This is a genomic window from Campylobacter sp. LR264d, from assembly GCF_008633895.1.
Classification (GTDB): domain Bacteria; phylum Campylobacterota; class Campylobacteria; order Campylobacterales; family Campylobacteraceae; genus Campylobacter_D.
Genome location: NZ_VJNT01000026.1, coordinates 24,701 through 48,346 on the forward strand (window position 1 = coordinate 24,701; position 23,646 = coordinate 48,346).

A 23,646-nucleotide genomic window follows, 5' to 3' on the forward strand; every position below is an offset into this window, starting at 1 on the left:
GCATAAATTTTTTACCACCTTTGGAGATGCTGAAAACTTTTGCTTTCTTTAATAGTGCCATTTTGTTCATAATCATTATAAATAGGATCGCCTTTATATCCACAAGCACTTAGTAAAATTAAGCAAAAAAGTGCTATTATTATCAAATGAAAAAGATTCAAAGTATAAGTAACGTTATAGGTTCTTTTGTAAATTTGCCTCATAATCCATTCCTAAGAAATTTATTTTTTTGTCAAGATTTTCTTAAAATTTATTTTAGCAAAGAACACCAAATGCTTATTTCAAGAATCTTCATTAAAAATAATATCTTGCACATTTTGACAAAATCAAATGTCGCTAGACAAGAATTTAACCACGATAGTACCAAAAATGAGATTAAATTTCGTATAAAAAAATATGCTAATATGTATAAAGATAGTCCATTTAAATATATAAAGGATATTAAAATTCTTTCAATAAAATTTAATGATAAAACTAAAATAGCTTATAAACCTCTACCAAAAGCCCCTTACATAGAACTTTCTTTAGCTAAATTTGAAAACAATTTTAAAAACCCTATCTTTTATCAAAAAATGGAAGAATTAAGACAAATCATTAAGAAAAATATCAATGAATGAAAATTTATTAAAAAGCTTAAATTCCTTACCAAGTACGCCTGGTGTGTATCAATATTTTTCAAGCAGTGGCAGACTTTTGTATGTTGGCAAGGCAAAGGATTTAAAAAAAAGGGTTCGTTCTTATTTTTCTTTTGTGCCTATTTTTAAGCCAAATGAAAAAAATTCCTTACGCATTCAAAAAATGATTGAAGAAGCAAGTAGTATTGAGTTTATAAGCACTCACTCAGAAGCCGATGCCTTGATTTTAGAAAATTCATTTATAAAACAACTTCGCCCAAAATATAATATTTTGTTAAGAGATGATAAAACTTACCCTTATATTTACATTGATTTAAATGAGGATTTTCCTCGCTTTAATATAACTAGAATGCTTATTAAAAAAAGTAAGATTAGATATTTTGGTCCATTTTTTAAGGGGGCAAAAGAACTTTTAAACGCTCTTTATTTGTATTTTCCTTTAAAGCAAAAAAATAACTGCAAAAGCCCTTGTATATTTTATCAAATCAATCGCTGCAAGGGGTATTGCATACATTTAACAACAAAAGATGAGTATAAAAAACTTTTAGAAGATGCTATGAAAGCCTTGCTTAATCCTAGCATTTTAGTTAAAAAATTAGAAGAAAAAATGCTATTTTTAGCTAGTAATGAAAATTATGAAGAAGCTGCTAGACTAAGGGACCAGATAAAAACGATTAAGGATTTAGAGGTAAAAATAGAACTTGATTTAGCAAATTTTGAAGACTTTGAGGTCTTTGCAATGAGCGTTAAAAATGAGTTGCTATCTACTATTCGTTTTGTTATTCAAAATGGTAAAATCATTAGTTCAAATAGCAAAATAACTCCTTTAAAAATGGCTTATGATAAAAATGAAATTTATAAACAGCTTATCTTAGAAAATTTTAATGCAAATATTCCCTTTATTGCAAATAAAATTTATACCTATGAAGACTTTGAAGATAGTGAAATTTTAGCTGATATTTTAAGTAAGAGATTTAATAAAAAAATTCATATTAAAACTGCAAAACAAGGTGAAAAAAAGCGAATTTGTGAGTTGGCCTTTGAAAATTCTTTGCAAAATATTAATATCTATAAAAAGAAAGAAAATATAGAAAAGAGTTTGCAAGAATATTTTGGGCTTGAAAATGAACCAAACTGTATTGAAATTTTTGATAATTCTCATATGCAAGGAGTAGCATGTGTTGGGGCTATGGTGTGCTTTGAAAATGGGGTTTTTAATAAAAGTCATTATAGAAAATTTCATTTAAATTATAAAAATGATTATGAACAAATGCGTGAGGTTTTAACGCGTAGGATTAAGGATTTTGACAAGCTTAGCCCACCTGATTTATGGGTACTAGATGGAGGGAAAGCTTTATTAAATTTAGCTTTAAATTTAATAAAAGATAAAGGCGTAAATATTGATATCTTAGCCATTGCAAAGGAAAAAATAGATTCAAAGGCCCATAGGACAAAGGGTAGAGCAAGGGATAAGATTTATTCTATTAAGGGCGAATTTAGCTTAAATGATGATGATAGAAGATTACAATTTTTACAAAAATTACGAGACGAGGCCCATCGCTTTGCTATATCTTTCCACCAAAAAACAAAGAAAAAGCAAGATTTAACAAGTTCTAAGCTTTTAAATTTAGGCATAACTCAGGGTAGTTTGCAAAAATTATTAGCCTATTATGGAAGTTTTGAAAATATTTATAAGGCAGATTTTGATGAACTTTGTAAGCTTACAAATAAAAAAACAGCTCAGAAAATAAGTAGCTTAAATTCTAAATTTTAGGATAAAACTTATCTTTTAAAATTTAATATCTATTCTCATATTTTAACACTAAACATAATTACTAAAATAAATTTAAATTCCTATAGTATAGAATTTTAAACAAAATTTAAGATAAATAAATTATACTTTCACTGCTTATAATTATTGATAAAAATTATCAATAATTAATCCTTAAAATTTAAATTAAATGGGGCTAAATTTAGCCCCAAAATACAAGGAATGTAAAATGCAAAATAAAATTTTAAAACTTTCTTTCATAGTATCCTTAATACTAATGAATTCTTTTGCAAATGAGGTAAAAGATTTAAAGTCAGACAAAGTCGTAGTAAGTGCTTCTGGTTTTGAAGAAGAAGCAGATAGTACTATAAGAAATGTTATGGTTATTGAAGGCGATGAACTACATAGACGCTCATATACTTCACTAGAACAAGCCCTAGAAAGAATAGCCTTAGTTAGCTTTGTTGATAATGGCTTGGGAACTAGCATTGATATGCGTGGACAAGGTGATAAGGCAAATGTGGCAGTTAAACTTATGGTTGATGGAAGAAGTGTAAATGTACTTGATAATTCTCACGGGGTTACGCCTTTAAATTCCATTAATATAGATGATGTTGAACGTATTGAAATCATACCTGGAGGAGGTAGTGTTTTATATGGAAATGGCACAAGAGGTGGGGTTATCAATGTGATAACTAAAAAGAAAAAAGAAGATAGTTTTGGACTTGGAGTTAGAGGCAATATCTTTGAAGATAGTGGAGCAGGTGGTTTTTTAAATGCAAATGGGGCTAAGAAATTTAATGATAATTTTAGCTTTTCTTTTGATATAAATGGTTTTAACAAGGATGGCTATCAAGATGGATATAATGAAAAGGGCTTTTATGTCAATACTAAATCTTATGTAGATTTTAGCGAGGTAGCATCCTTGATAATTGCTTATAATTATTTTGAAAGCAAAAACACAAGCACGGGTTATTTGACAAAGGCTCAAATTGAAGCTGATCCAACTCAGGCTGGAAGTGATAATGTAATCGCTAAAACGAATAGACCTGAACTTAGCTTAGACTTTAACTATATTTTAAGCGATGAGTGGCAATTTGATCTAGGGGCGTTTTGGCAAAATCAAACCATAAAATATCTTAAAAACAATAGCCCATATGCAGGAACACTAGATGGACTTAATCAGGATGGAAGTAGCTTTGAAGATATGCTAACAGGTGTAAATTTAAAAACAAAATATGATTATTTAGATAATTCTTATTTAGTATTTGGATATGAATTTTTAAGCCATAATGCAAAAAGATTTTCAAGGCAAAATTATGCTATTGCTATATTTGAACATAATATGACTACTAATATGGATATGGATAAATTAACCCATTCTATCTTTTTGCTTGATTTGCATGAATTTAATGATATATTTAGCCTATCAGGTGGGGCTAGATATGAATATGCTACTTATAAAACAGATAGGTCTTATAGGAATCAAATGACTTATGTTATACCTATTATACCTAGTGTAGATACTACTACCCCTTATTCTATGGAAGATAAAGACACAAGTAATTTTGCTATCGAAATAACCCCTAGCTTTAAGTACTCAGATACAGGTTCAATTTATTTAAAATATGAAAGAGGTTATGTTTCACCAACACCGGCCCAATTTATCACAAGGGGTACTTCAACAGGGGCTAGTACTGATTTGTGTGGAGGGGCTGCTTATTGTAGTAGTGATTTAGATAGTGAAACATTTAATACCTTTGAGATAGGCGTTAAGGACTTTTGGTGGGATTTTCATGCTTGGAATGTAACTCTTTTTTATACGCAAAGTAAGGATGAAATTTCATATATAGGAGACCCACACAATACAGGCGGGGCTTATTGGAAATATTATAATATAGATGAAACAAGAAGATATGGGGTCGAACTTCACATGTCTCAAAGCTTATTAAATGATAGCTTGTATTTTAAAGAAGGATTAAGCTATATTGATGCTGAAATTTCAAAGGGCATTAATGATGGATTAAGAATTCCTTATGTTTCTACTATTAAGGCGAGTGCGAGTGCTGAATATAGCTTTAATAAATTTGTTAACGCCTTTATTGATTTAAGCTATCTTTCAAGGGCAAAGGATGGAGGAAACACTGATGCTGATACCGGCAAAATAACTTATAGTAACTGGATAAAAGAAAGATTTATAACAGACATTGGGGCACAATATCGCTATAAAAATTTATTAGTAATGGCAGGTATTAGAAATTTATTTGATGAAGAATATTACACATATCAAAATGCAGTAAGTGACAATTACACACCAGGACAGGGAAGAAACTATTATTTAGAGTTAAAATATGATTTTTAAACCTTATTATTTTGTACTATTTGCTATATTTATAGCCTATATTATTTGTATTCTTATTGCCCTTTGTTTGGGTGATGAGAATTTAAGCCCGGTTAATTTATTTAAATACTTATTTGGCGATGATGAGTTATTAAGAACTATCATTTTGCAAGGAAGACTCCCTCGCATTATAATGGCTATTTTAATAGGCATGTTATTAGCAAGTAGTGGGGCAATTACACAAAGTGTTTTTTCAAATCCCATAGCTGACCCCTATATAATAGGCATTGCAGCAGCTGCTACCCTTGGGGCAGTTTTGGCTTATTTGTTAAATTTAGGAGATTTTTATTATGGGATTTTAGGCTTTGTTTGTGCAGCCTTATTTTCTTTATTTGTATTTAAAATTTCAAGTCGGGCAAGTTTAGCTACCTTATTAATCATAGGCATAGCGACCTCTTCATTTTTAGGGGCGTTTACTTCTTTTTTTACCTATTATATAGGAGAAGATTCGTTTAAAATTGTAGCTTGGTTAATGGGAAATTTAGGCAGTGCAAGTTGGTTAAGGGTAAGCTTTTTGATAGGGCCACTAATTCTTTGTTTATTGTATTTTTATGCCTTTAAAAATGAGTTAAATATTATTTTATGTGGGGATGAAGAAGCCTGTAATCTAGGCGTAAATGCTAGAAAACTTAAAATAAATTTATTAATAATATCATCCTTAGCCGTTTCTTTTGCAGTAGCATTTAGTGGGCTTATAGCCTTTGTAGGCTTAATTATACCTCACGCAGTTAGATTAATGTTAAAAAATTATAATAACGCTTTAGTAATTCCATTTTGTACGCTTTTAGGAGGGCTTTTTTTATTGATTTGTGATAGCATTGCAAGAACCATTTTAGCACCTATTCAACTTCCTATTGGAATTTTAACCTCTTTATTTGGAGCACCGATTTTTTTATATTTAGCCCTAAGTGCTAGGAGATTTTTATAATGCTTGAGATTAAAAATTTAAGTTTTTCTTATCATAATAAGGAATTTTTAAAAGATATAAATTTAAGGCTTGAAAGGGGTGATTTTTTAGGAATTTTAGGACCAAATGGCTCAGGTAAAAGCACACTTTTAAAAAATATGTTAAAAAATCTTGATTATAAAAAAGGTGAGATTGTCGTTTTAGGTAAAAAATTAAAGGATTATGAATTAAAAGAATTTGCTAAAATTTCAGGCTTTATGCCACAACATTCTCAACTTCACACAGCTTTAAAGGTGATTGATGTTTTATTAATGGGTAAATTTGTAAGCTTAAAACATAGTTTTTTAGATTATTCTAAGCAAGACATAGATGAAGCCAAGCAAATGGCTAAAATTTTAAAGCTTGAAAGCTTTTTAGATAGAAATGTATTATCTTTAAGTGGTGGTGAATTTCAAAGGGTAATGCTAGGCCGTGCACTTCTTAAAAAGCCTAAAATTTTGTTTTTAGACGAACCAACTTCAGCCCTTGATTTAAATTATGCTATAGAGCTTTTAAACTTATGTGAAGATATGATTAATACCAATAATATAAGCGTTATAGCTATCTTGCATGATTTAAATTTAGCCTCTTTATTTTGCAATAAAATCATTTTTTTAAAAGATGGCAAGATTGCTTATAGTGGAGAGGTAAAAGAACTTTTTAAAAAAGAAATTTTAAAAGAAATTTATGATTTAAATTGTGATATAAGCTATCACAACGACAAACCATATATAATTTTAACAAAGGAGAAAAAATGAAAAAAATTTTATTATTGTGTATATTTTTAAGCACTATTTTTGCAAATCAAAGATTAATTGTGCTTGATCCGGCAAGTATTGAAACCCTTTTTATGCTAGAAAGTGGCGATAAAATTGTAGGTATGGCACATTTACAGCACTCAAAAATTTATCCAGAAGATAAGACAAAAGAAATTCAAAGCGTGGGTTCTTTTTCACACCCTTCAATAGAAAAAATTGTAAGTTTAAAACCAAGTTTAGTGATTTTAAGTTCGTATTCTTTAAATTTAGAAGAAAGTCTTAAAAACTATGGCATTAAAAGTTTGTATTTAAAGGCTGATAATTTAGATGATATTAACGATAATATTAAAACCTTAGCGAGTATAGTAGGTAAGGAAAAAGAAGGGCAAATTTTAATGCAAAATTTTAAAAATAATTTAGAAGAACTTTCTAAAAATCCTATAAATAAAAGTGCAATCTATCTTTTTTCAAGCAATCCTTTAATGGCCTTTTCTGATAATTCTTTAATGGCTGATATTTTAAGGCTTTTAGGGATAAAAAATTTAACCCCAAAAAGTGATATAAAAAGACCTATTATTTCAAACGAACTTATCTTAAAAACCAATCCTGATATGCTTATTTTAGGCATTGCAAGTGATAATATAAATGAGTTAATAGAAAAAAATTCCTTATTAAAAAATGTAAATGCAGTAAAAAATAAACAAATTTTTTATAATGAAGATACTAGAATTTTACTTCGTTTAAGCCCTAAGATAATAGATAGGATTAAGGAATTTAAAAATAGACTTGAAAATTTATAAGGTGTTACAAATTTGCATTATTAAAATTTAATTAATTTTTTAAAAATTAAAATCTTTAATAATGCCTTTTATGACTTCTTTCTACTTTAAATTTAAGCCGTTAATTTTTTGGCTTAAATTTTCTAACAAAGTATAAATTTTTAGTTAATAAAAGGCTTTTATTTTAAAAATCTTTCTTTAAAATTTTGATTTTATGCTATAATGGTTATTTTAAATCTTGTATTAAGGAACATACAATGTTACCAAGATGGGACAATAGCTTTAGCGTTCATAATGCTAAGGTGGATGAACAACACAAAAAGCTTTTTGAGTTAGCTGCTAAGGTTGAAAGTATTTCAGATAGAGCTGTAAGTAAGGTTGAGGTTAAGGAGCTTTTGGCTGAATTTTTTAATTACATGAAGGACCATTTTAGCGATGAGGAAAAATATATGCAACTTATAGATTTTCCTGGTCTTGAAGAACATCGCAAAATTCATAAAGAAATTATACAAATGATGATAAATCTTATAAAAGATATAAAATCAACAAATGATTTAAAAGAAAAGCTTTATGTTATAGCTAAAAAATGGCTTTTAGAGCATATTTTATACGAAGATATGAAGGTTGCAAAATGGAGACGCGAGGCCTTAGCTACTGATGATGGTGGCGAGGTAAGCTTTGAAACAAGCGAGGAAGATACTGTGGCTGAGTTTTATCTATATACTTGCGATTGTGCTGGTAAGATTCACGACGTACCATACGGAATTCATAAAAAGATAGATATACAGGGTAAAGTTTTTACTTGTAAAACTTGTGGGGCATCAATTAGATTTTATAAAAAACAAGCTTAAATACTAAAATAAAGGAAGTAGTGATGAGAAAAGAAACAAAGATGTATTCTTTAAGGTTGCCAGAAGAACTTAAAAATAAACTTGATAAAGTAAGTAAAAAGCTTGGAAAACCAAAATCTGTTATTATTAGAGAGGCGGTAACCGCCTTTTTAGATGATATGCAAGATTTTTCTACTGCTATAAATGCCCTTGAAGAGTTAAAAGATGGAGATTATAATAAGGCTAGCAAGAAGATTGATAAATTAGTAAAGGATATACACGAAGAAGCTAGTCAAGAAGATATCTCTTCTGATGATTTTGATTTTGCTGTAAAGGCTCTTGAAGAGTTAAAAGATGGAGATTATAATAAGGCTAGTAAGAAAATCAATAAAATAGTAAAGGATTACAAGAAAAAATAAAATGTCTTGTAATCTTATAGGTTATTTTGTTTGGAAGATTTTGAAAATTTAGCACTTATTTATTATTTTATTTTATTTTTTATAGCACTTTTTGCGGGTTTTATAGACTCAATAGTAGGAGGTGGAGGGCTTATAACCTTGCCTGCTTTAATAGCTTGTGGAATTCCTGCACATCTATCTCTAGCTACAAATAAACTTCAAAGCGTTTTTGGTTCATTTACTGCAACTCTTACTTATTATAAGTCTATGAATTTAGCCTTTTTAGGTTGGGCTGTTTTTTTTACAGCACTTGGGGCATTTTTAGGGGTCTTTTGTGTTTTACTCATAAATGATAAATACTTAAAATTAATAATCCTAGTTTTTTTAGCACTTACCTTTTTATACACTGCCTTAAAGCCAAATTTAGGAAAACATAAGGGCGAAATGAAGGTAAAAAATATAAAAATTTTTCACTTAATAGCAGGTTTGCTTTTAGGCTTTTATGATGGCTTTTTAGGACCTGGGACAGGGTCGTTTTGGATATTTGCCTGTGTTATTTTTCTAGGGCTTGATATGAAAAATGCAAGCATTAATACAAAAAGCTTAAATTTTACTAGCAATGTAGTTTCACTTGCCTTTTTTTTATATGCTTATAAGGTCCTTTGGATAGTTGGAATTTTAATGGGATTGGGGCAGATTATAGGGGCATTTTTGGGTTCAAAGCTAGTTTTAAAAACAAATGGAAATTTTATTAGAACACTTTTTTTAATAGTAGTTTTTGCCACTCTTTTAAAGGTGGGTTATGATTATTTTTTTAAATAAAATAAAGTTAAATTTCAGTAGATAAATATTAAAATAGCTTTTTAAAAAATTTCAAGGTTATGATTTTGCGTTTTTTATTTGTATTTTTTGCAAGTATCAGTGTCTTATGTGCTGCACCGGAAGTTACTATTCCTACTGTTAATTTAAGCCTAAGTGCACCCGATACGCCAAATCAACTAGTAACAACGCTTAATATAATCATAGTTTTAACTATACTTGCCCTTGCCCCTAGTATCGTTTTTATGATGACTTCTTTCTTGCGTTTGCTTGTGGTTTTTTCATTTTTAAGACAGGCAATGGGAACGCAAAGTATGCCTCCAGGTACGGTTTTAACCTCACTAGCACTTATTTTAACCTTTTTTATAATGGAACCTGTTGCAACCAAGGCTTATAATGATGGGGTTAAGCCTTATTTAGCCGAAGAAATAGGCTACGAACAAGCCTTTGAACTTGGTTCTAAGCCCTTTAAAAATTTTATGCTAAGAAATACAAGGGATAAAGATATAGCTCTTTTTTATAGAATTCGTGATTTACCAAATCCTCAAAGTGTTGATGATGTACCCTTAACTGTGCTAGTTCCAGCCTTTATGGTTTCAGAATTAAAAACTGCCTTTGAAATAAGCTTTTTGATATATTTGCCTTTTTTGGTTATTGATATGGTAGTGGCCTCTGTTTTGATGGCTATGGGTATGATGATGTTACCACCTAGTATGATTTCTTTACCATTTAAGCTTTTAATCTTTGTTTTGGTTGATGGTTGGCATTTATTAGTACAAAGGCTTGTTGAAAGCTTTTCTGTGGTAGTTTAAGGGAGTTTCTTTTGGTAAGCGTGACTAATCTTTCAGAAATTAAGCAAAATTATGATAAATTTTATTTTATAGATATAAGAGGAATTCAAAGTTACAATAATTCACACTTAAAAGATTCTTATCATTTTCAAAGCAAGGAAAAAATTTTTGATTTTATAAGTAAGATTAAAAATAAAAAAGACTTAGTATTGCTTTGTTCTAGTGCGAAAAAAGCTAAAAACATGGCTGATTCTTTAATGCAAATGGGGGAGAGGATTAGAACATTTAAATTTTTATTATGCTAGTATTTATGATTGTTTATCTTCTAATTTACCTATAGTTGAGTTAAACAATAACCTAAATGAAAATATACAACAAACCATACAAGATATATACTAAATACACAAAATATAAGCAAAAGACCTTTGTTATAAGTGGTGGTAATGATTCAAGCCGTGCTTTGCAATTGTTTTATGAAATGCTTGCAAATTTGCCTAAAAATGAACAAAGGCAAAGCTATGCAATAGTTTCAAATACCCTAGTTGAAGCCCCAAATATAAATGATTTTTTATTAAAAATAATAAAAGCTATAATTCACACGCAAAAAAGCATAAAATTCCCTTTAAGGTTATATAAGTAAGTCCTAAGTTACAAGATGAATTTTGGTTTAATCTAATAGGCAAGGGTTATCCAAGCCCTACTAGGACTTTAAGGTTTTAGATTCTACTAATTAAAGGATTTTTAAAATAGATTTGAAGAATTAGCTAAGGCTATAGGGATTAGTAATGCACTTTATTTTGCCTTAAATAATTTAAGTTTGCAATGTTCTTATCAAATACAAATTTCCAAAAAAGAAGAAGATTGGACAAAATTAGGGCAAAGTGACTTTGAACTGGCCATAAATAATCATCCAAATAATTATGATTTAGCACTTTTTACAGGCTTTAATACAGATAAAAAGTCTATATATTTGGATATAAATGGTACTCACCTCTTTGTAATTGGTACAAGTGGAAGTGGAAAATCTGTTCTTTTAAAGACCATGGTTTTATATTTACTTAAAACAAGCATGGCTAAACTTTATGTTTATGATTGTAAGAATGATGGGGATTTTGATATATTTAAACAAAATATAAAAATTTACCACGAGGCAAATGATATGCTTAAACATGTGGATGAAGTTGAAGCACTTCGCGTTTTAAGGAGTGATGATAAAAAGGAAAATAAAGGCTTTGAACCTATTGTAATATTTATAGACGAGGCTAGTTATTCACTAGTAATAAGGTCCTATTAGAAAGGATAATAAATTTGGTTAAGCTTTGTAGGAGCGTGTCGATTCATTTTATTTTTTGTAATCAAAAATTAAGCAAAAAATTATTTGACTCAGACTTATTAAGCAATATACAAGGTAGAATTGGTTTAAAGGTAACTGATAGGGATGAAGTAAGAATGGCTGGGTTTTAGGTGCTGAAAAATTATCAACTAAGGGAGATATGCTAGTTAAGCTATTTACTGGAAATAGTACAAGATTTGAAAATGTTTTAGGCGTTTATTTATATAATGAAGAAATAAGGCAATATCTAGCTAAGCTTTAATTTCCAGCCTATAAAAACGCAAATAAAAGATAGTAAAAAGATTAAATTTATATAGGGGTTTATGAATTTAGCTAAGCTTATATAAGTTGTACTATACAAAAAAGTAGCCGCCCCTATATATATGCAAATTTTGCTTAAACTGCCATCATCTGCCATTTTTCTACAAGGACAAATTCTATTATAAAAAGTAGGTTTTTCCTTTGGCTTTCTTGAGAAAAAAAAGCCAAGTAAGGAAAAGCAGATTATAAAGATTAAAAAATATAAGATTATTTCATTAATACTCATTTTTAAGCCTAAAAATAACTAAGCCAAGCATTCAAGTGCCTTTGTTCCGCCCTTAAACTTGTCTCATCGCCATGTCCTGGTAAAAGGCGAAAATCACCCTTATAAGTCATCACTCTTTTTAAGCTTTGTTTCATTAAAGTAGCATCTGAGTAAGGAAAATCCCACCTACCTATGCTTTTTAAAAATAAAAAATCCCCGCTAAACATTAAATTTTCTCCGACAAGTTCTATCATACAACAACCTGGCGTATGCCCTGGAAAATGGTGAAATTTAAATTTTAAATTATTTATCATAAATTCATTTTCATCACTTATTAAAAAATCAGCCTTACTCTTTTCAAAGCCTTGATTAAAGGGGTCATTTAGCATAAATTCATCATCTTTATGTATAAAAATATCTGCTTTAAAATGTTTTTTAACTATATTATTGTCCCAAACATGGTCAAAATGCCCGTGAGTGTTTAAAATAGCCTTGACATCTGAAGAATTTTTACTTATAAAATCAAAGGCATTTACCCCAGCATCAATTACTATATCGCCGTTTTCATTTTTTATAATATAACAATTTGTAGCATAAGCCCCACAAGGCATTTTTAAAATTTGCATTGCCTTTCCTTAAAGAAAAATCATTATAATTATATAATTTTTTTATTAAGGCTTGGATATGGACTATAAAAAAATAAACAAAAAACTAGTTTTTTTCATACAAAAAAGGGTAAAAAAAGCTGGTGCTAAGGGCGTTATTTTAGGACTTAGTGGAGGAATTGACTCAGCCCTTGTTTTAACACTTTGCAAAAGGGCGTTAAATGAAAATATACTAGCCTTGATTATGCCAACAAAAAGTTCAAATCAAGCAAATTTAAAAGATGCGATTAATCTTTGTGAAAGCTTAAAGGTAGATTATAAAATCATTGAAATTCAAGGAATTTTAGATTCTTTTATCAAAGAAAGTCAAGATTTAAATAAAATTCGCATAGGAAATTATGCTGCTAGGATTAGAATGTCCTTGCTTTATGATTATTCTGCTTTGAAAAATTATTTAGTTATAGGTACCTCAAATAAAAGCGAGTTAATGCTAGGGTATGGCACGATTTATGGGGATTTAGCTTGTGCTTTTAATCCTATAGGAAAACTTTTTAAGAGTGAAATTTATGATTTTGCTAGATTTTTAAAGTTGCCAAATGAATTTATAGAAAAAGCCCCAAGTGCTGATTTATGGGATGGACAAAGTGATGAAGATGATTTAGGCTTTTCTTATGCTAGCATTGATAAGGGCTTAAAAATCTTACTTAGCAAGAATAAAAAGGGCTTAAAAAATATAGATAAAAGGCTTTTAAATATGCTAAATTCAAGGATAAAAGCAAATGCTTTTAAGCTTAAAACTCCACTTATTGCAAAGATTTAATTATGACCTGGCTTGATAGCTATTTTTTTAACCCAAATTTTTTTCAAAAATTTATAGCCTTTTTGTGTCTTCCTTTAAGTGCGATTTATGCTATTATTGCTATTTTAAATACTAAATTTAGAAAAAAAATAAGTTTTTTTGTACCCATTATTAGCGTTGGGAATTTAAGCTTTGGAGGTAATGGCAAAACGCCACTTTGTAAAGCAATTGCAAGGGAATTTAAGGAAAGAAAAATTTTTGTAATTTTAAGAGGTTATAAAAGAAAAAGTAAGGGTTTGGTTGTGGTTAAATTTGAAAAAATACTTTGTAATGTTGAAAAAAGTGGCGACGAGGCCATGGAGTATGCCTTTGAAGAAAGTATTTTAGGTGTAATAGTAAGTGAAGATAGAATTAAAGGCATACAAAAGGCCATTGAAATGGGGGCAAATTTAATCTTGCTTGATGATGCCTTTTCTAAATTTCATATTAAAAAATTTGATATTTTGTTAGAAAGCGAAGTAAAGCCTTATTTTAACTTTGTATTGCCAAGTGGGGCTTATAGACTTCCTTTAAGTTTTGCTAAGAGGGCTGATTTTATCGCAAAAGAAGGTCAGGATTTTTATCGTTATTCAAGCACAAAGGAAAACACAAAGGCCATTTTAGTAACCGCCATTGCTAAGCCCTTTCGTTTGAACGAACATTTCAGTAAGGCTAGGGCTTGTTATTTTTTTGATGACCATTATAGCTTTAAAAAAGATGAGTTAGAAATATTACTTAAAAAGCACAATTGCGATACCCTAATGCTTACCTTTAAGGACTTTGTTAAGGTTAAGGATTTTGGATTTAAGTGTCAAATAATAGAATTAAGCATTATTTTAAGCGAGAATTTTAAGGAAAAATTACAAAATTATATAAGGAGTTTTAATGTTGCTAGTTGAAAGTAGAAATTCGCAAAATCAAGTAAGTTTTAAGGAAGCTTTAATTAACCCAAATGCTAAAAGCGGAGGCTTATACACGCCTTTAAGTTTGCCAAAATTTAAGGGTGAAGATTATGCAAATTTAAGTTATGCTGACTTTGCCTTTAAGTTAATACAAAGCTTTGATTTTGGGCATGATGAGTTATTTAAAAAGGCTTTAAAGGCTTATGAGTGTTTTGATGATAGTACTTGTCCTATAAATTTAAGTCAAATTGATGAAAAATGCTTTATAAATGAGCTTTATCATGGGCCAACTCGTGCCTTTAAGGATATGGCCTTGGTGCCCTTTGGCATTCTTTTAAATGAATTTAGTAAGGATAAAAAGATATTAATAATCTGTGCTACAAGTGGAGATACAGGACCTGCTACTTTGAAAAGCTTTGAAAATTCAAAAAATATTAAGGTAGTTTGTATGTATCCAAATGATGCTACAAGCAAGGTTCAAGCATTGCAAATGAGGGCTTTGGATAAGGTAAATTTAAAGGTTTATGCTATCAATGGTGATTTTGATGACGCACAAAGAATTTTAAAAAATTTTCTTGCAAAGGATGATTTTAAGTCTTATTTAACTGATTTAGGTTATGAACTTTGTGCGGCAAATTCTATAAATTTTGGTCGTATATTATTTCAAATAATTTATCATTATTATGCTGCTTTAAAGGTTAATGAAAAAACTGGCGAAAATGTTGAAATTATAATACCTAGTGGAAATTTTGGAAACGCCCTTGGGGCGTATTATGCTAAAAAAATGGGTGCACCAATTTCTCTTATAAAAATTGCTTCAAATGCGAATAATATCCTAAGTGAGCTTTTCAATAAGGGCGTTTATGATTTAAGGGGAAAAAGCTTGAAAAAGACCATTTCACCGGCTATGGATATATTAATTTCTTCAAATATAGAAAGACTTTTGTTTGATAAATTTGGTGATAAACGAACTAATGAATTAATGCTTAGCTTAAAAAATGAAAGGCATTTTAGCTTAACTAATGATGAATTAAAAAATTTGCAAAATGAATTTAAGGCTGATTTTAGCACTGATTTAGAATGTATGGAAGTGATAAATTCAAATTTTTCTTTAATTGACCCTCATACTGCTACTTGTTTTAAGCTTTTGGATAAAAATGAGGCAAGTATCATTACTTCTACTGCTGAATGGACTAAATTTACCCCAAGTATGATAAAGGCTTTATTTGATAGAGAAAGCGTGGATGAGAGAGCTGACTTAATGGAACTTGCAAAGAAATTTAATGTCAAGGTTAAGGATGAAATTTTAAAACTTTTTGAATTGGAAAATAAAAAATACGAAGTTTATGAGATTGAAAATTTAGAAAATGAGATAAAAAGGTGGATTAAGCAATGATTATTATACCTGCTAGATTGAAATCAACTCGCTTTAATGAAAAAATTTTATGTAAAATAGGGCAATACCCTATGTTTATAGCCACTGCAAAAAAAGCCTTAAGGGTTGATGATGTTTGTATAGGCGTGGATGATGAAAAGATTTTAAATATAGCTAAGGATTATGGTTTTAAGGCAGTTTTGACAAGAAAGGACCATGAAAGTGGTACAGATAGAATTAATGAGGTTTGTCAAAAATTAGGCTTAAATGAAAATGAAATTATCATAAATGTACAAGCTGATGAACCCTTTATAGAAGAAGAAAATTTAAGAAAATTTAAGGAATTTGCCCATTCTTGCTTAAATAAGGATGCCTTTATGGCAAGTTGCTTTAAAAAAATCGATAAAGATGCTGCACAAGATAGCAATTTAGTAAAGGTAGTATGCGATAAATTTGGCTTTGGACTTTATTTTTCAAGGGCAAAAATTCCCTTTGAAAGAGATAATTATAGCGAAAGTTTTAAGGGGCATTTAGGAATTTATGCATATAGTGTTAAGGCTTTGAAAGAATTTTGTGCTTTTCCTATGTCTTTGCTTGAAAAGGCTGAAAAATTAGAACAATTAAGGGCTATTGAAAATGGTAAAAAGATAAAAATGCTTGAAATTTCAACTACAAGCATAGGCATTGATACTAAGCAAGATTATGAAAGGGCATTAAAAGAATTTAATTATGAGTAGGCGTCCATAAGAATTTAATGCCTACAATTTTTCTTACAATAATGACCTTTTCAAAGCTTAAATTTCTAAAAATTATGTTTTGATTAAATATATGTCTAGGGCTTGAAAGCTCGTCAATGGCTAGTTTTAAAACAAATTTGCTAAGTTCTTTTTTAGTGTAATTTTGTGGCACGGCAAAAATTTCTTTAAAATCTTGCCATTTTATCTTAAAGCTATTGCAAACCCCACTATCTTTACAATTTTTTAAAATCATATAAAGTATTTTAGCGTATGTATCTTTAAGGCTTAAAAATTCCCTTAACTGCTTACTTGTAAAGATTGTCTTTAAATCCTTAATTAAAATTGACAAATTTTCATTTGCTTTAATTTCTATGTTTTTAAGTTTATTAGATATTACAAAACTATCAAAAAGATTGAAGGTTTTTAAGGTATAGCCCTTTTGTGTTTTTATGATTTTTTTTAAAACTATCCTTTGAAAATTTAACATTTATACTTGCTAGTAAATCATTCAATTTAGATAAATTTTGATCAATAATCTTTAATAATTCAACCTCTGTGATAGTTACGCTACTGCTTTTTTTATCTTATTAAAAATCAAAAATAATAATTTTTATTCGTTTAAATTTAGAGGTCCTAATCTTAACTTAGTTATGTCGTTGTTAAATTTCATCTTACACCTTACTCATTTAATAAAGTTTTTGCAAAGCTTAGGGCCTCTTCGCTTACTAACTCACCACTTACCATTCTAGCAAGTTCGTTCGCCCTTTCATCCTTGTTTAATTTTCTAACAAAGCTTTCATTATTAATCTTTTCTACTAAAAAGTGATTTTGTGCCCTTGAAGAAAGTTGAGGTAAGTGAGAAATAGCAAAAATTTGATAAAACTTAGCTAGTTCATTTAATACATTTGCTACGCTCATTGCCTCTTTTCCACTTAAATTTGCATCAATTTCATCTAAAAATATAATCCCACTTCCATAGCTTGTAATCTTACATTCAGTAGCTATAAAGGCAAGTCTAAGCCTATTTAACTCGCCAGAACTTAAATTTTTAAGCATGGTTTTATCGATATTTAAGCTTATATTATCCTTGCCAAGACTGCTAAGTTCTTCATCAAAAAGGCATAATTCTACATTTTTCATATAAAGATTTTTAAGATAATCATTTAATAAGCCTTGTAAAATAGGCAAATTTGCCTTTCTTTTGTCGCTTAGAATTTTTGCTTTTTTATTTACAATATCTTTTAATTTTTCAAGCTTTTTTTGCAATTCATCCTTTTCAAAGCTTAAATTTTCATAATGAAGTAATTCTTTTTTCTTTTCATCTAAAACTAAAAGGGCGTTTTCAATGCTTTCATAACGTCTTATAAGGTAAGATAAATCTTCGATTCTATCAAGTATAGATTCTATATTTATCATCTCAAATTCTTCAAAATTTTGATTTTGGGCAATTATTCTTAATTCATTTAAACAATCACTAAAAAAGGTATTATCAATCTCGCATAAATTTAATGCGTCAATTACAGCCCTTTCATAATCAAAAATATGCCCAGCCCTTGCCCAAGCTTCTTCTATCTTATCCTTTTTTGAAAGCCTTTTTTTAAGGCTTAGAAGTTCTTCATATTCTCCTATTTTTGGATTTATACTTGAAATTCTTTCTATTTGAGATTGGGCTAGTTCTTTTAATTCTAAAATTTGCCTTTCTTCATTTTCTATTTTTTTAAGCTCATCTTTAATCTTACTAAGTTCTTTAAAATCACTTATAAATTCCTCTTTAAAGTCCTTAAAAATAGGCTCTTTTTGCATTTGCAAACAATCAAGCAAAAAAAGAAATTTTTCCTTTGAAAATTCGTTATTTTCCTTAGAACTTAGATATTTTACAAAATTCTTACTAAGGCTTACTAGGCTTTTTTTTGCTATGTTTTGATTGTTTATAAAATATTTTGTGCTTTTTTCCTTAAGCATTTTAAAGGTATTTTCACCCTCGCCATATATCCCATAATCTTGCAAATTTAACTCATCATTTAATTGAAGTTCTACAAATTTAGCATCATTTTCACAAAGCCCAAAGGCAGATAAAATTCCCTTAAAAAGTATAGATTTACCAGCCCCACTTAGCCCACTAAATACCACAAGTCCATTATCAAATTTTAAATCTACCTTTTTAAAGCTTAAATTTTCTCTCATAAAAATATGCGTTATCATTAATGTCCCCAGTGTAATTTTTCTTTTAAAATTTGAAAATAATCTCTACTTTTTGGATGTATTAAAGAAACACTTTTTTCGCTTAATCCTACTTTTATTTTACTAAAATCATCAGCCTTAAAATTTTCATGCCCATCAATGTTAATTAAACAATTTTTAGCCCTAACCTCTAAATCAAAACCCTTTGGCAAAACAATAGGTCTTTGCGTTAAAGAATGAGAACAAATAGGAGTTAGTATAAAAACTTGTGCTAGGGTATAAACAATAGGACCATTTGCACTAAGATTATATGCAGTTGAACCTGCTGGTGTTGCCACAATTAACCCATCACCATTGTATTCATTAAAAATTTTATTATTTCTATAAAGTTCAAAATGTGCCATAGATACATTTTGTTCTCTAAAAAAGAAGACATCATTAAAGGCATATTTTAGAATTTTTTCTTTTTCATTTTCTAGGCTAATATCAAGCATAAATGGCTTTTCTATCCTAAATTTACCCATAAAAAACTCATCAAAAAATTCCCTTGCCTTTTCTACTTTAAAATCCGTTAAAAAGCCTAATTTTCCAGCATTTATACCTAAAATCGCCTTATTAAATTCAAAGGCCTTTTTTGATAAGGATATTAAGGTACCATCACCTCCAAGAGATATAACAAAATCACTTTGTTTAAATAATTCATCTATCTCAAAGCTAGGTAAATTCAAAGAAGAAGAATTTTTTAAAAGCAGGAGTTGTACTTTTTTTTCCTTTAAAATTTCATTTAAATACAAAATTTCTTTATCTAAATTCGTACCTATTCTACTTACAAGACCGATTTTTTGTATATTTTTGTAATCTAATTCATTTTGCATTTAAAAATTATATCAAAACTTAGCAAAGCAAAAGAATAAAAATACTATAATCTCAAAATTATTTTAAAAATTTTACACAATTAAGGAAAAACATTGCGTACACATTATAATACACAATTAGATATTAACGATGTTGGCAAGGAGGTTAAACTTTGTGGGTGGGTAAATAGTTATAGAGACCATGGAGGCGTGATTTTTATCGATTTGCGTGATAGAAGTGGGCTTATACAATTAGTTTGTGACCCAAAGGATAGCATTAAGGCACACGAAGCAGCCTCGCTAGTTAGAAGTGAATTTGTTCTTATTGTAAGTGGTAAAATTAGACCAAGGGGTGAGGGCTTAGTAAATTCTAAGCTTAAAACAGGCGAGATTGAAGTTGTGGTTGATGAGTTAATTATTGAAAATGAAAGTGCTTTACCACCCTTTGCAATAGGCGATGAAAATGTAAATGAAGAACTTCGTTTAAAATATCGTTTTTTAGACCTTAGAAATCCAAAATTATACGACAATTTTTTTCTACGCTCTAAAGTTTGCATAGCAGCTAGAAATTCCTTAGCAAATATGGGCTTTTTAGAGATTGAAACGCCTATTTTAACTAAGGCTACGCCAGAAGGTGCAAGGGATTATTTAGTGCCTTCTAGAGTTCACCAAGGCGAATTTTTTGCCCTACCACAAAGTCCGCAGCTTTTCAAACAGCTTTTAATGTGTGCAGGGTTTGATAAGTATTTTCAAATCGCAAAATGTTTCAGAGACGAGGATTTAAGGGCTGATAGGCAGCCTGAATTTACTCAAATTGATGTTGAAATGAGTTTTTGCGAACAAAAAGACATTATAAAGGTAGCAGAAACTTTTTTAAAGGATATTTTTATTGCTTGTGGAAAGGAAATTCAAACCCCTTTTAAACAAATGCTTTATAAGGATGCTATGGAAAATTATGGTAGCGATAAGCCTGATTTAAGATTTGATTTAAAATTTATTGATGTGTGCGATATATTTGCCCGTTCTAATAATGAAATTTTTTCTAAAATTGCTAGTGATAGTAAGAAAAATAGAATCAAAGCTTTAAGGGTTCCAAAGGGCGATACTATATTTTCAAAAAGACAAATGCAAAAATTTGAAGAATTTGTGCGTAAATTTGGAGCACAAGGCTTAGCCTTTATACAGGTTAAAGAAGATGGCTTAAAGGGGCCTTTGTGTAAATTTTTTAGTGAAAATGATTTAAACGAACTTGTTAAAAGATGTGAGTTAGAGATTGGCGATGTCGTATTTTTTGGGGCTGGTGCTAAAAAAGTTGTGCTTGATTATATGGGTAGATTTAGAAATTTTCTAGCACAAGAATTAAAATTAATAAACGAAAAAGAATTAAATTTCATTTGGATTGTGGATTTTCCTATGTTTGAAGAAAATGATGATGGTAGCTTTTCAGCCATGCATCACCCTTTTACCATGCCAAAAAATTTAGATGCTAATATAGAAGATATAGAATCAATTGCCTATGATATTGTTTTAAATGGTGTTGAACTTGGTGGAGGAAGTATAAGAATTCATAAAAATGAAATTCAACAAAGGGTTTTTAAACTTTTAAATATAGATGAAAATGAACAAAAAAATAAATTCGGCTTTTTACTTGATGCTTTAAGCTTTGGGGCACCTCCACACGGGGGCATTGCTATAGGGCTTGATAGATTGATAATGCTTATTTCTAATGCTAGTAGCATTCGAGAGGTAATTGCCTTTCCAAAAACTCAAAAGGCACAATGTTTAATGACAGGGGCACCAAGCGTTGCTAATAATGAAGCATTAAGGGAATTAGGAATTAAAATAAGGGAGAACAAATGAAAGAATTATTCTTAATCATAGGTGCACCAGGTAGTGGAAAAACTACCGATGCTAGTTTAATCGCAAAAAATGATGCAAATGTTACACACTATTCAACGGGCGATTTATTAAGGGCTGAAGTTGCTAATGGTAGCGAGTTGGGTCAAAAAATAGATAGTTTCATTTCAAAGGGCGATTTAGTACCCTTAGAAGTGGTTGTAAATACTATTGTCACAGCCCTTAAAAACGCACCTACAAAGGTAGTTATTATAGATGGCTATCCAAGAAGCGTGGAACAAATGCTTGAATTTGATAAGGTCTTAGGCGAACAAAACGAGATTGAATTAAAGGGTGTTATAGAAGTACGTGTAAGTGAAGAAGTAGCTAAGGATAGGGTTTTAGGCAGAAATAGAGGGGCTGATGATAATGAAGAGGTCTTTTATAATAGAATGAGAGTTTATACACAGCCTTTAAATGAAATTTTGGAATTTTACCAAAAGAAAAAACTTCATTTTATTATAGATGGGGAAAGGGCTATTGAGCCTATTGTTAATGATATGAAAATTTTAATTGAAAAAATTCAAAAAATTTAAAAACTTTTAAAAAAGGAGTGTTAATGAAAAAAAGTTTTATTTTAGCTTGTATGCTAATGGGGGGGGGGTGGATTTTTAGTTAGTGGTTGTACGCCTTATACGATTTACAATGTAAATTATGAAGAAAGTTATAAGGAATTTGAGTATGCTAGCGCTACTTGTGGAACCAGCGAAGAAGAACAAAATCTTCAAGAAGCAATCAATAAGACGTTGCAAGAAGAAAAAATTTATGGAGATGATTTAGTTGTCCAATGTAAAATTTTACATTATGATGAGGGCAATCGTTTTCTTAGATATACGGTAGGTTTTGGAGCTGGCGAGGCTAGTGTTAGTGCAAGTATAGAATTATTTAATCAACAAGATGAAAGTAGGGGCAGTTTTGACATAAATGCGTCTTTAAAAGCTGGTGCCTTTGGTGGCGATGCTAGTGGGCTTTTTACTGACATTGCAGAAGGTGTAGTTGAGAAAATAAAAAACGAATATATTACAAAGGAGAAAAAAAGATGAATTTGAGTAAGATTAGCATTGGCGATATCCCAAATAAAATCAATGCTATAATCGAAATTCCTTATGGTTCAAACGTTAAATACGAACTAGATAAAGAAAGTGGGGCTATAGTTGTAGATAGGGTAGTACCAAGTGCAGTTTTTTACCCTGCAAACTATGGTTTTATAGCAAATACCCTAGCAGATGATGGCGATCCTGTGGATATTTTAGTTTTAAATGAATACCCTGTACAAGCAGGGGCTGTTATACCTTGTAAACTAATAGGCGTTTTGATAATGGAGGATGAAAGTGGTATGGATGAAAAGCTTTTAGCAGTACCAGGTGATAAAATCGATGCTAGATTTAAAGAGATAAACGCCCTTTCTGATTTACCAAAGGCTACTCTTGATAGGATTAAAAATTTCTTTGAAACCTATAAAATTTTAGAACCTAACAAATGGGTTAAGGTACAAGATTTTAAAGACAAAGAAGTAGCTGTTGAAATTTTGCAAAAGGCTATTAAAAACTACAAAAACTAGTCAAATTTGACTAGTTTTAAATTTTTATATATATTTTTTTGCTTGGTTTCTTTTAATTTTTCTAATTGTTTTTTATTAGTTTATTTAATTCTTCAAACAATAAATTAAAGGGGTCTTTATAGTTTTTCATATCTTCTTTTATTCTTTCTTGTGTATCAGGGTCGCCAAAAAGATAAACAATCTCATTAGATTTTATTGAACGCATAGCATTTAATTTCGATAAACTCATGCTTTTATCAAAGTCTTGAAATGTACCCCAAGAAGTAGTTTCACTCTCTTGTGTAAATATTTGCATTTACAATGGTAACCAAAATCCCACCCTTGCTTATAGTTCCATCACTATTTGTATATTTTTGACCATTAGGATTAAAAAATACTCCAATATTTACATTTTCCTTTCCACCATTGTTATTGTTAAGTATATCTATTGCAGTTTTTCCTTTCATTTTATCACCATTGCTAACAAAAAAATAAGTTATTGATTAAAGTATTTGTATTATTTTTAAAATTAAAATGCAATTCTTCATTAAGATAATCAGTGCTTGTATTATAAATTTTTCCTACTTGCATACTTTGGCGATTAAACTCATATCCTTGTGGAAAATTTGCAATATAATAAATGCTAAAACTATCTTTTGAATTTAATATATTATAACCTACTACTTGTGAAAGAATTTTATAAGCATTAGCTATGGTTTTTGCTATATCTA

General features: G+C 29.6%; 29 protein-coding genes and 2 pseudogenes. 22 read left to right on the forward strand and 9 right to left on the reverse strand.

All coding sequences use genetic code 11. The features are described 5' to 3' along the window. Positions 1-11: 11 nt before the first annotated feature. Positions 12-203, reverse strand: coding sequence for a lipoprotein (locus FMM56_RS09415; protein WP_223810283.1), 192 nt, complete (start codon positions 201-203; stop codon positions 12-14). Between FMM56_RS09415 and FMM56_RS06010 the strand changes: the two genes are divergently transcribed. From FMM56_RS06010 to FMM56_RS09225, 14 genes and pseudogenes are all read left to right on the forward strand, one after another. Further along, complete coding sequence (locus FMM56_RS06010) at positions 147-617, forward strand: hypothetical protein (protein WP_150206471.1); 471 nt, start codon at positions 147-149, stop codon at positions 615-617. The two genes, FMM56_RS09415 and FMM56_RS06010, sit on opposite strands and share 57 nt — an antisense overlap. Continuing rightward, a complete protein-coding gene (gene uvrC, locus FMM56_RS06015; RefSeq protein ID WP_150208059.1) occupies positions 610-2,409 on the forward strand; it encodes an excinuclease ABC subunit UvrC in 1,800 nt (599 codons plus the stop codon). The genes FMM56_RS06010 and uvrC overlap by 8 nt, the downstream gene beginning before the upstream one ends. Positions 2,410-2,635: 226 nt before the next feature. Beyond that, positions 2,636-4,768 (forward strand): TonB-dependent receptor, encoded by a 2,133-nt coding sequence (locus FMM56_RS06020; RefSeq protein ID WP_150208061.1) that lies wholly within the window; start codon positions 2,636-2,638, stop codon positions 4,766-4,768. Continuing rightward, a complete protein-coding gene (locus tag FMM56_RS06025) occupies positions 4,758-5,735 on the forward strand; it encodes a FecCD family ABC transporter permease (RefSeq protein WP_150141724.1) in 978 nt (325 codons plus the stop codon). Before FMM56_RS06020 ends, FMM56_RS06025 begins: the two co-directional genes overlap by 11 nt. Beyond that, entirely contained in the window at positions 5,735-6,511 is a 777-nt protein-coding gene (locus tag FMM56_RS06030) for an ABC transporter ATP-binding protein (protein WP_150141723.1), read from the forward strand. Before FMM56_RS06025 ends, FMM56_RS06030 begins: the two co-directional genes overlap by 1 nt. Beyond that, positions 6,508-7,311, forward strand: a complete 804-nt coding sequence (locus tag FMM56_RS06035; RefSeq protein ID WP_150141722.1) for an ABC transporter substrate-binding protein — start codon at positions 6,508-6,510, stop codon at positions 7,309-7,311. The genes FMM56_RS06030 and FMM56_RS06035 overlap by 4 nt, the downstream gene beginning before the upstream one ends. A gap of 236 nt (positions 7,312-7,547) precedes the next feature. Continuing rightward, positions 7,548-8,141: a bacteriohemerythrin gene (locus FMM56_RS06040; RefSeq protein ID WP_150208063.1), complete on the forward strand. Its 594-nt coding sequence runs from the start codon at positions 7,548-7,550 to the stop codon at positions 8,139-8,141. A gap of 23 nt (positions 8,142-8,164) precedes the next feature. Next, a pseudogene (locus FMM56_RS09300) lies at positions 8,165-8,404 on the forward strand (ribbon-helix-helix protein, CopG family); the annotation flags it as partial. A gap of 165 nt (positions 8,405-8,569) precedes the next feature. Beyond that, positions 8,570-9,340 (forward strand): TSUP family transporter, encoded by a 771-nt coding sequence (locus tag FMM56_RS06050; protein WP_150180482.1) that lies wholly within the window; start codon positions 8,570-8,572, stop codon positions 9,338-9,340. A 59-nt stretch (positions 9,341-9,399) separates the two neighbouring features. Next, positions 9,400-10,149 carry a flagellar type III secretion system pore protein FliP gene (gene fliP, locus FMM56_RS06055; protein ID WP_150141718.1) on the forward strand — a complete coding sequence of 250 codons (750 nt, stop codon included), beginning with the start codon at positions 9,400-9,402 and terminating at the stop codon, positions 10,147-10,149. Between the two features lie 20 nt (positions 10,150-10,169). Then, positions 10,170-10,433, forward strand: coding sequence for a rhodanese-like domain-containing protein (locus FMM56_RS06060; RefSeq protein WP_223811478.1), 264 nt, complete (start codon positions 10,170-10,172; stop codon positions 10,431-10,433). Between the two features lie 56 nt (positions 10,434-10,489). Beyond that, positions 10,490-10,768, forward strand: coding sequence for a hypothetical protein (locus FMM56_RS06065; RefSeq protein WP_150208068.1), 279 nt, complete (start codon positions 10,490-10,492; stop codon positions 10,766-10,768). A gap of 177 nt (positions 10,769-10,945) precedes the next feature. Further along, positions 10,946-11,422 (forward strand): FtsK/SpoIIIE domain-containing protein, encoded by a 477-nt coding sequence (locus tag FMM56_RS06070; protein ID WP_190319026.1) that lies wholly within the window; start codon positions 10,946-10,948, stop codon positions 11,420-11,422. Between the two features lie 35 nt (positions 11,423-11,457). Further along, a complete protein-coding gene (locus tag FMM56_RS09225; protein ID WP_263312615.1) occupies positions 11,458-11,592 on the forward strand; it encodes a hypothetical protein in 135 nt (44 codons plus the stop codon). 116 nt (positions 11,593-11,708) lie between these two features. Here the strand turns inward: FMM56_RS09225 and FMM56_RS06075 are convergent, their stop codons facing one another. Both FMM56_RS06075 and FMM56_RS06080 read right to left on the reverse strand, forming a co-directional pair. Then, the gene (locus FMM56_RS06075; protein WP_150141715.1) at positions 11,709-12,008 is read right to left on the reverse strand and encodes a hypothetical protein; all 300 of its coding nucleotides are present in this window, start codon (positions 12,006-12,008) and stop codon (positions 11,709-11,711) included. A gap of 8 nt (positions 12,009-12,016) precedes the next feature. Then, positions 12,017-12,613, reverse strand: coding sequence for an MBL fold metallo-hydrolase (locus tag FMM56_RS06080; RefSeq protein WP_150208072.1), 597 nt, complete (start codon positions 12,611-12,613; stop codon positions 12,017-12,019). A gap of 58 nt (positions 12,614-12,671) precedes the next feature. On the opposite strand from FMM56_RS06080, the gene FMM56_RS06085 reads away from it, so the two are divergent. The 4 genes from FMM56_RS06085 to kdsB are packed head-to-tail and all read left to right on the forward strand — an operon-like array spanning position 12,672 to position 16,444. Beyond that, positions 12,672-13,412 carry an NAD+ synthase gene (locus FMM56_RS06085; protein WP_150141713.1) on the forward strand — a complete coding sequence of 247 codons (741 nt, stop codon included), beginning with the start codon at positions 12,672-12,674 and terminating at the stop codon, positions 13,410-13,412. 2 nt (positions 13,413-13,414) lie between these two features. Next, a complete protein-coding gene (locus tag FMM56_RS06090) occupies positions 13,415-14,329 on the forward strand; it encodes a tetraacyldisaccharide 4'-kinase (RefSeq protein WP_150141712.1) in 915 nt (304 codons plus the stop codon). Continuing rightward, entirely contained in the window at positions 14,316-15,728 is a 1,413-nt protein-coding gene (thrC, locus tag FMM56_RS06095; RefSeq protein WP_150151730.1) for a threonine synthase, read from the forward strand. Before FMM56_RS06090 ends, thrC begins: the two co-directional genes overlap by 14 nt. Beyond that, entirely contained in the window at positions 15,725-16,444 is a 720-nt protein-coding gene (gene kdsB / locus FMM56_RS06100; RefSeq protein ID WP_150141710.1) for a 3-deoxy-manno-octulosonate cytidylyltransferase, read from the forward strand. Before thrC ends, kdsB begins: the two co-directional genes overlap by 4 nt. Here the strand turns inward: kdsB and FMM56_RS06105 are convergent. From FMM56_RS06105 to FMM56_RS06115, 3 genes are all read right to left on the reverse strand, one after another. After that, a complete protein-coding gene (locus FMM56_RS06105) occupies positions 16,431-16,931 on the reverse strand; it encodes a replication initiation protein (protein ID WP_150141709.1) in 501 nt (166 codons plus the stop codon). The genes kdsB and FMM56_RS06105 overlap by 14 nt on opposite strands. Before the next feature lie 191 nt (positions 16,932-17,122). Then, a complete protein-coding gene (locus tag FMM56_RS06110; RefSeq protein WP_150151733.1) occupies positions 17,123-18,646 on the reverse strand; it encodes an AAA family ATPase in 1,524 nt (507 codons plus the stop codon). After that, positions 18,646-19,500 (reverse strand): NAD(+) kinase, encoded by an 855-nt coding sequence (locus tag FMM56_RS06115; RefSeq protein WP_150141707.1) that lies wholly within the window; start codon positions 19,498-19,500, stop codon positions 18,646-18,648. Before FMM56_RS06115 ends, FMM56_RS06110 begins: the two co-directional genes overlap by 1 nt. A 93-nt stretch (positions 19,501-19,593) precedes the next feature. On the opposite strand from FMM56_RS06115, the gene aspS reads away from it, so the two are divergent. From aspS to ppa, 4 genes are all read left to right on the forward strand, one after another. Continuing rightward, positions 19,594-21,339: an aspartate--tRNA ligase gene (gene aspS, locus FMM56_RS06120; protein WP_150141706.1), complete on the forward strand. Its 1,746-nt coding sequence runs from the start codon at positions 19,594-19,596 to the stop codon at positions 21,337-21,339. Then, positions 21,336-21,911 carry an adenylate kinase gene (locus FMM56_RS06125; RefSeq protein ID WP_150141705.1) on the forward strand — a complete coding sequence of 192 codons (576 nt, stop codon included), beginning with the start codon at positions 21,336-21,338 and terminating at the stop codon, positions 21,909-21,911. Before aspS ends, FMM56_RS06125 begins: the two co-directional genes overlap by 4 nt. A gap of 198 nt (positions 21,912-22,109) precedes the next feature. Further along, complete coding sequence (locus FMM56_RS06130; RefSeq protein ID WP_411675369.1) at positions 22,110-22,418, forward strand: DUF4410 domain-containing protein; 309 nt, start codon at positions 22,110-22,112, stop codon at positions 22,416-22,418. After that, complete coding sequence (gene ppa / locus FMM56_RS06135; protein ID WP_150141703.1) at positions 22,415-22,936, forward strand: inorganic diphosphatase; 522 nt, start codon at positions 22,415-22,417, stop codon at positions 22,934-22,936. The genes FMM56_RS06130 and ppa overlap by 4 nt, the downstream gene beginning before the upstream one ends. 61 nt (positions 22,937-22,997) lie before the next feature. On the opposite strand, the gene FMM56_RS06140 is transcribed toward ppa, so the two are convergent. The 3 genes and pseudogenes from FMM56_RS06140 to FMM56_RS08745 all read right to left on the reverse strand — a co-directional run. Then, positions 22,998-23,165 carry a hypothetical protein gene (locus FMM56_RS06140; RefSeq protein WP_190319028.1) on the reverse strand — a complete coding sequence of 56 codons (168 nt, stop codon included), beginning with the start codon at positions 23,163-23,165 and terminating at the stop codon, positions 22,998-23,000. A gap of 40 nt (positions 23,166-23,205) precedes the next feature. After that, a complete protein-coding gene (locus FMM56_RS08740) occupies positions 23,206-23,382 on the reverse strand; it encodes a hypothetical protein (protein ID WP_190317951.1) in 177 nt (58 codons plus the stop codon). Positions 23,383-23,395: 13 nt separating this feature from the next. Beyond that, a pseudogene (locus FMM56_RS08745) lies at positions 23,396-23,646 on the reverse strand (hypothetical protein); the annotation flags it as partial.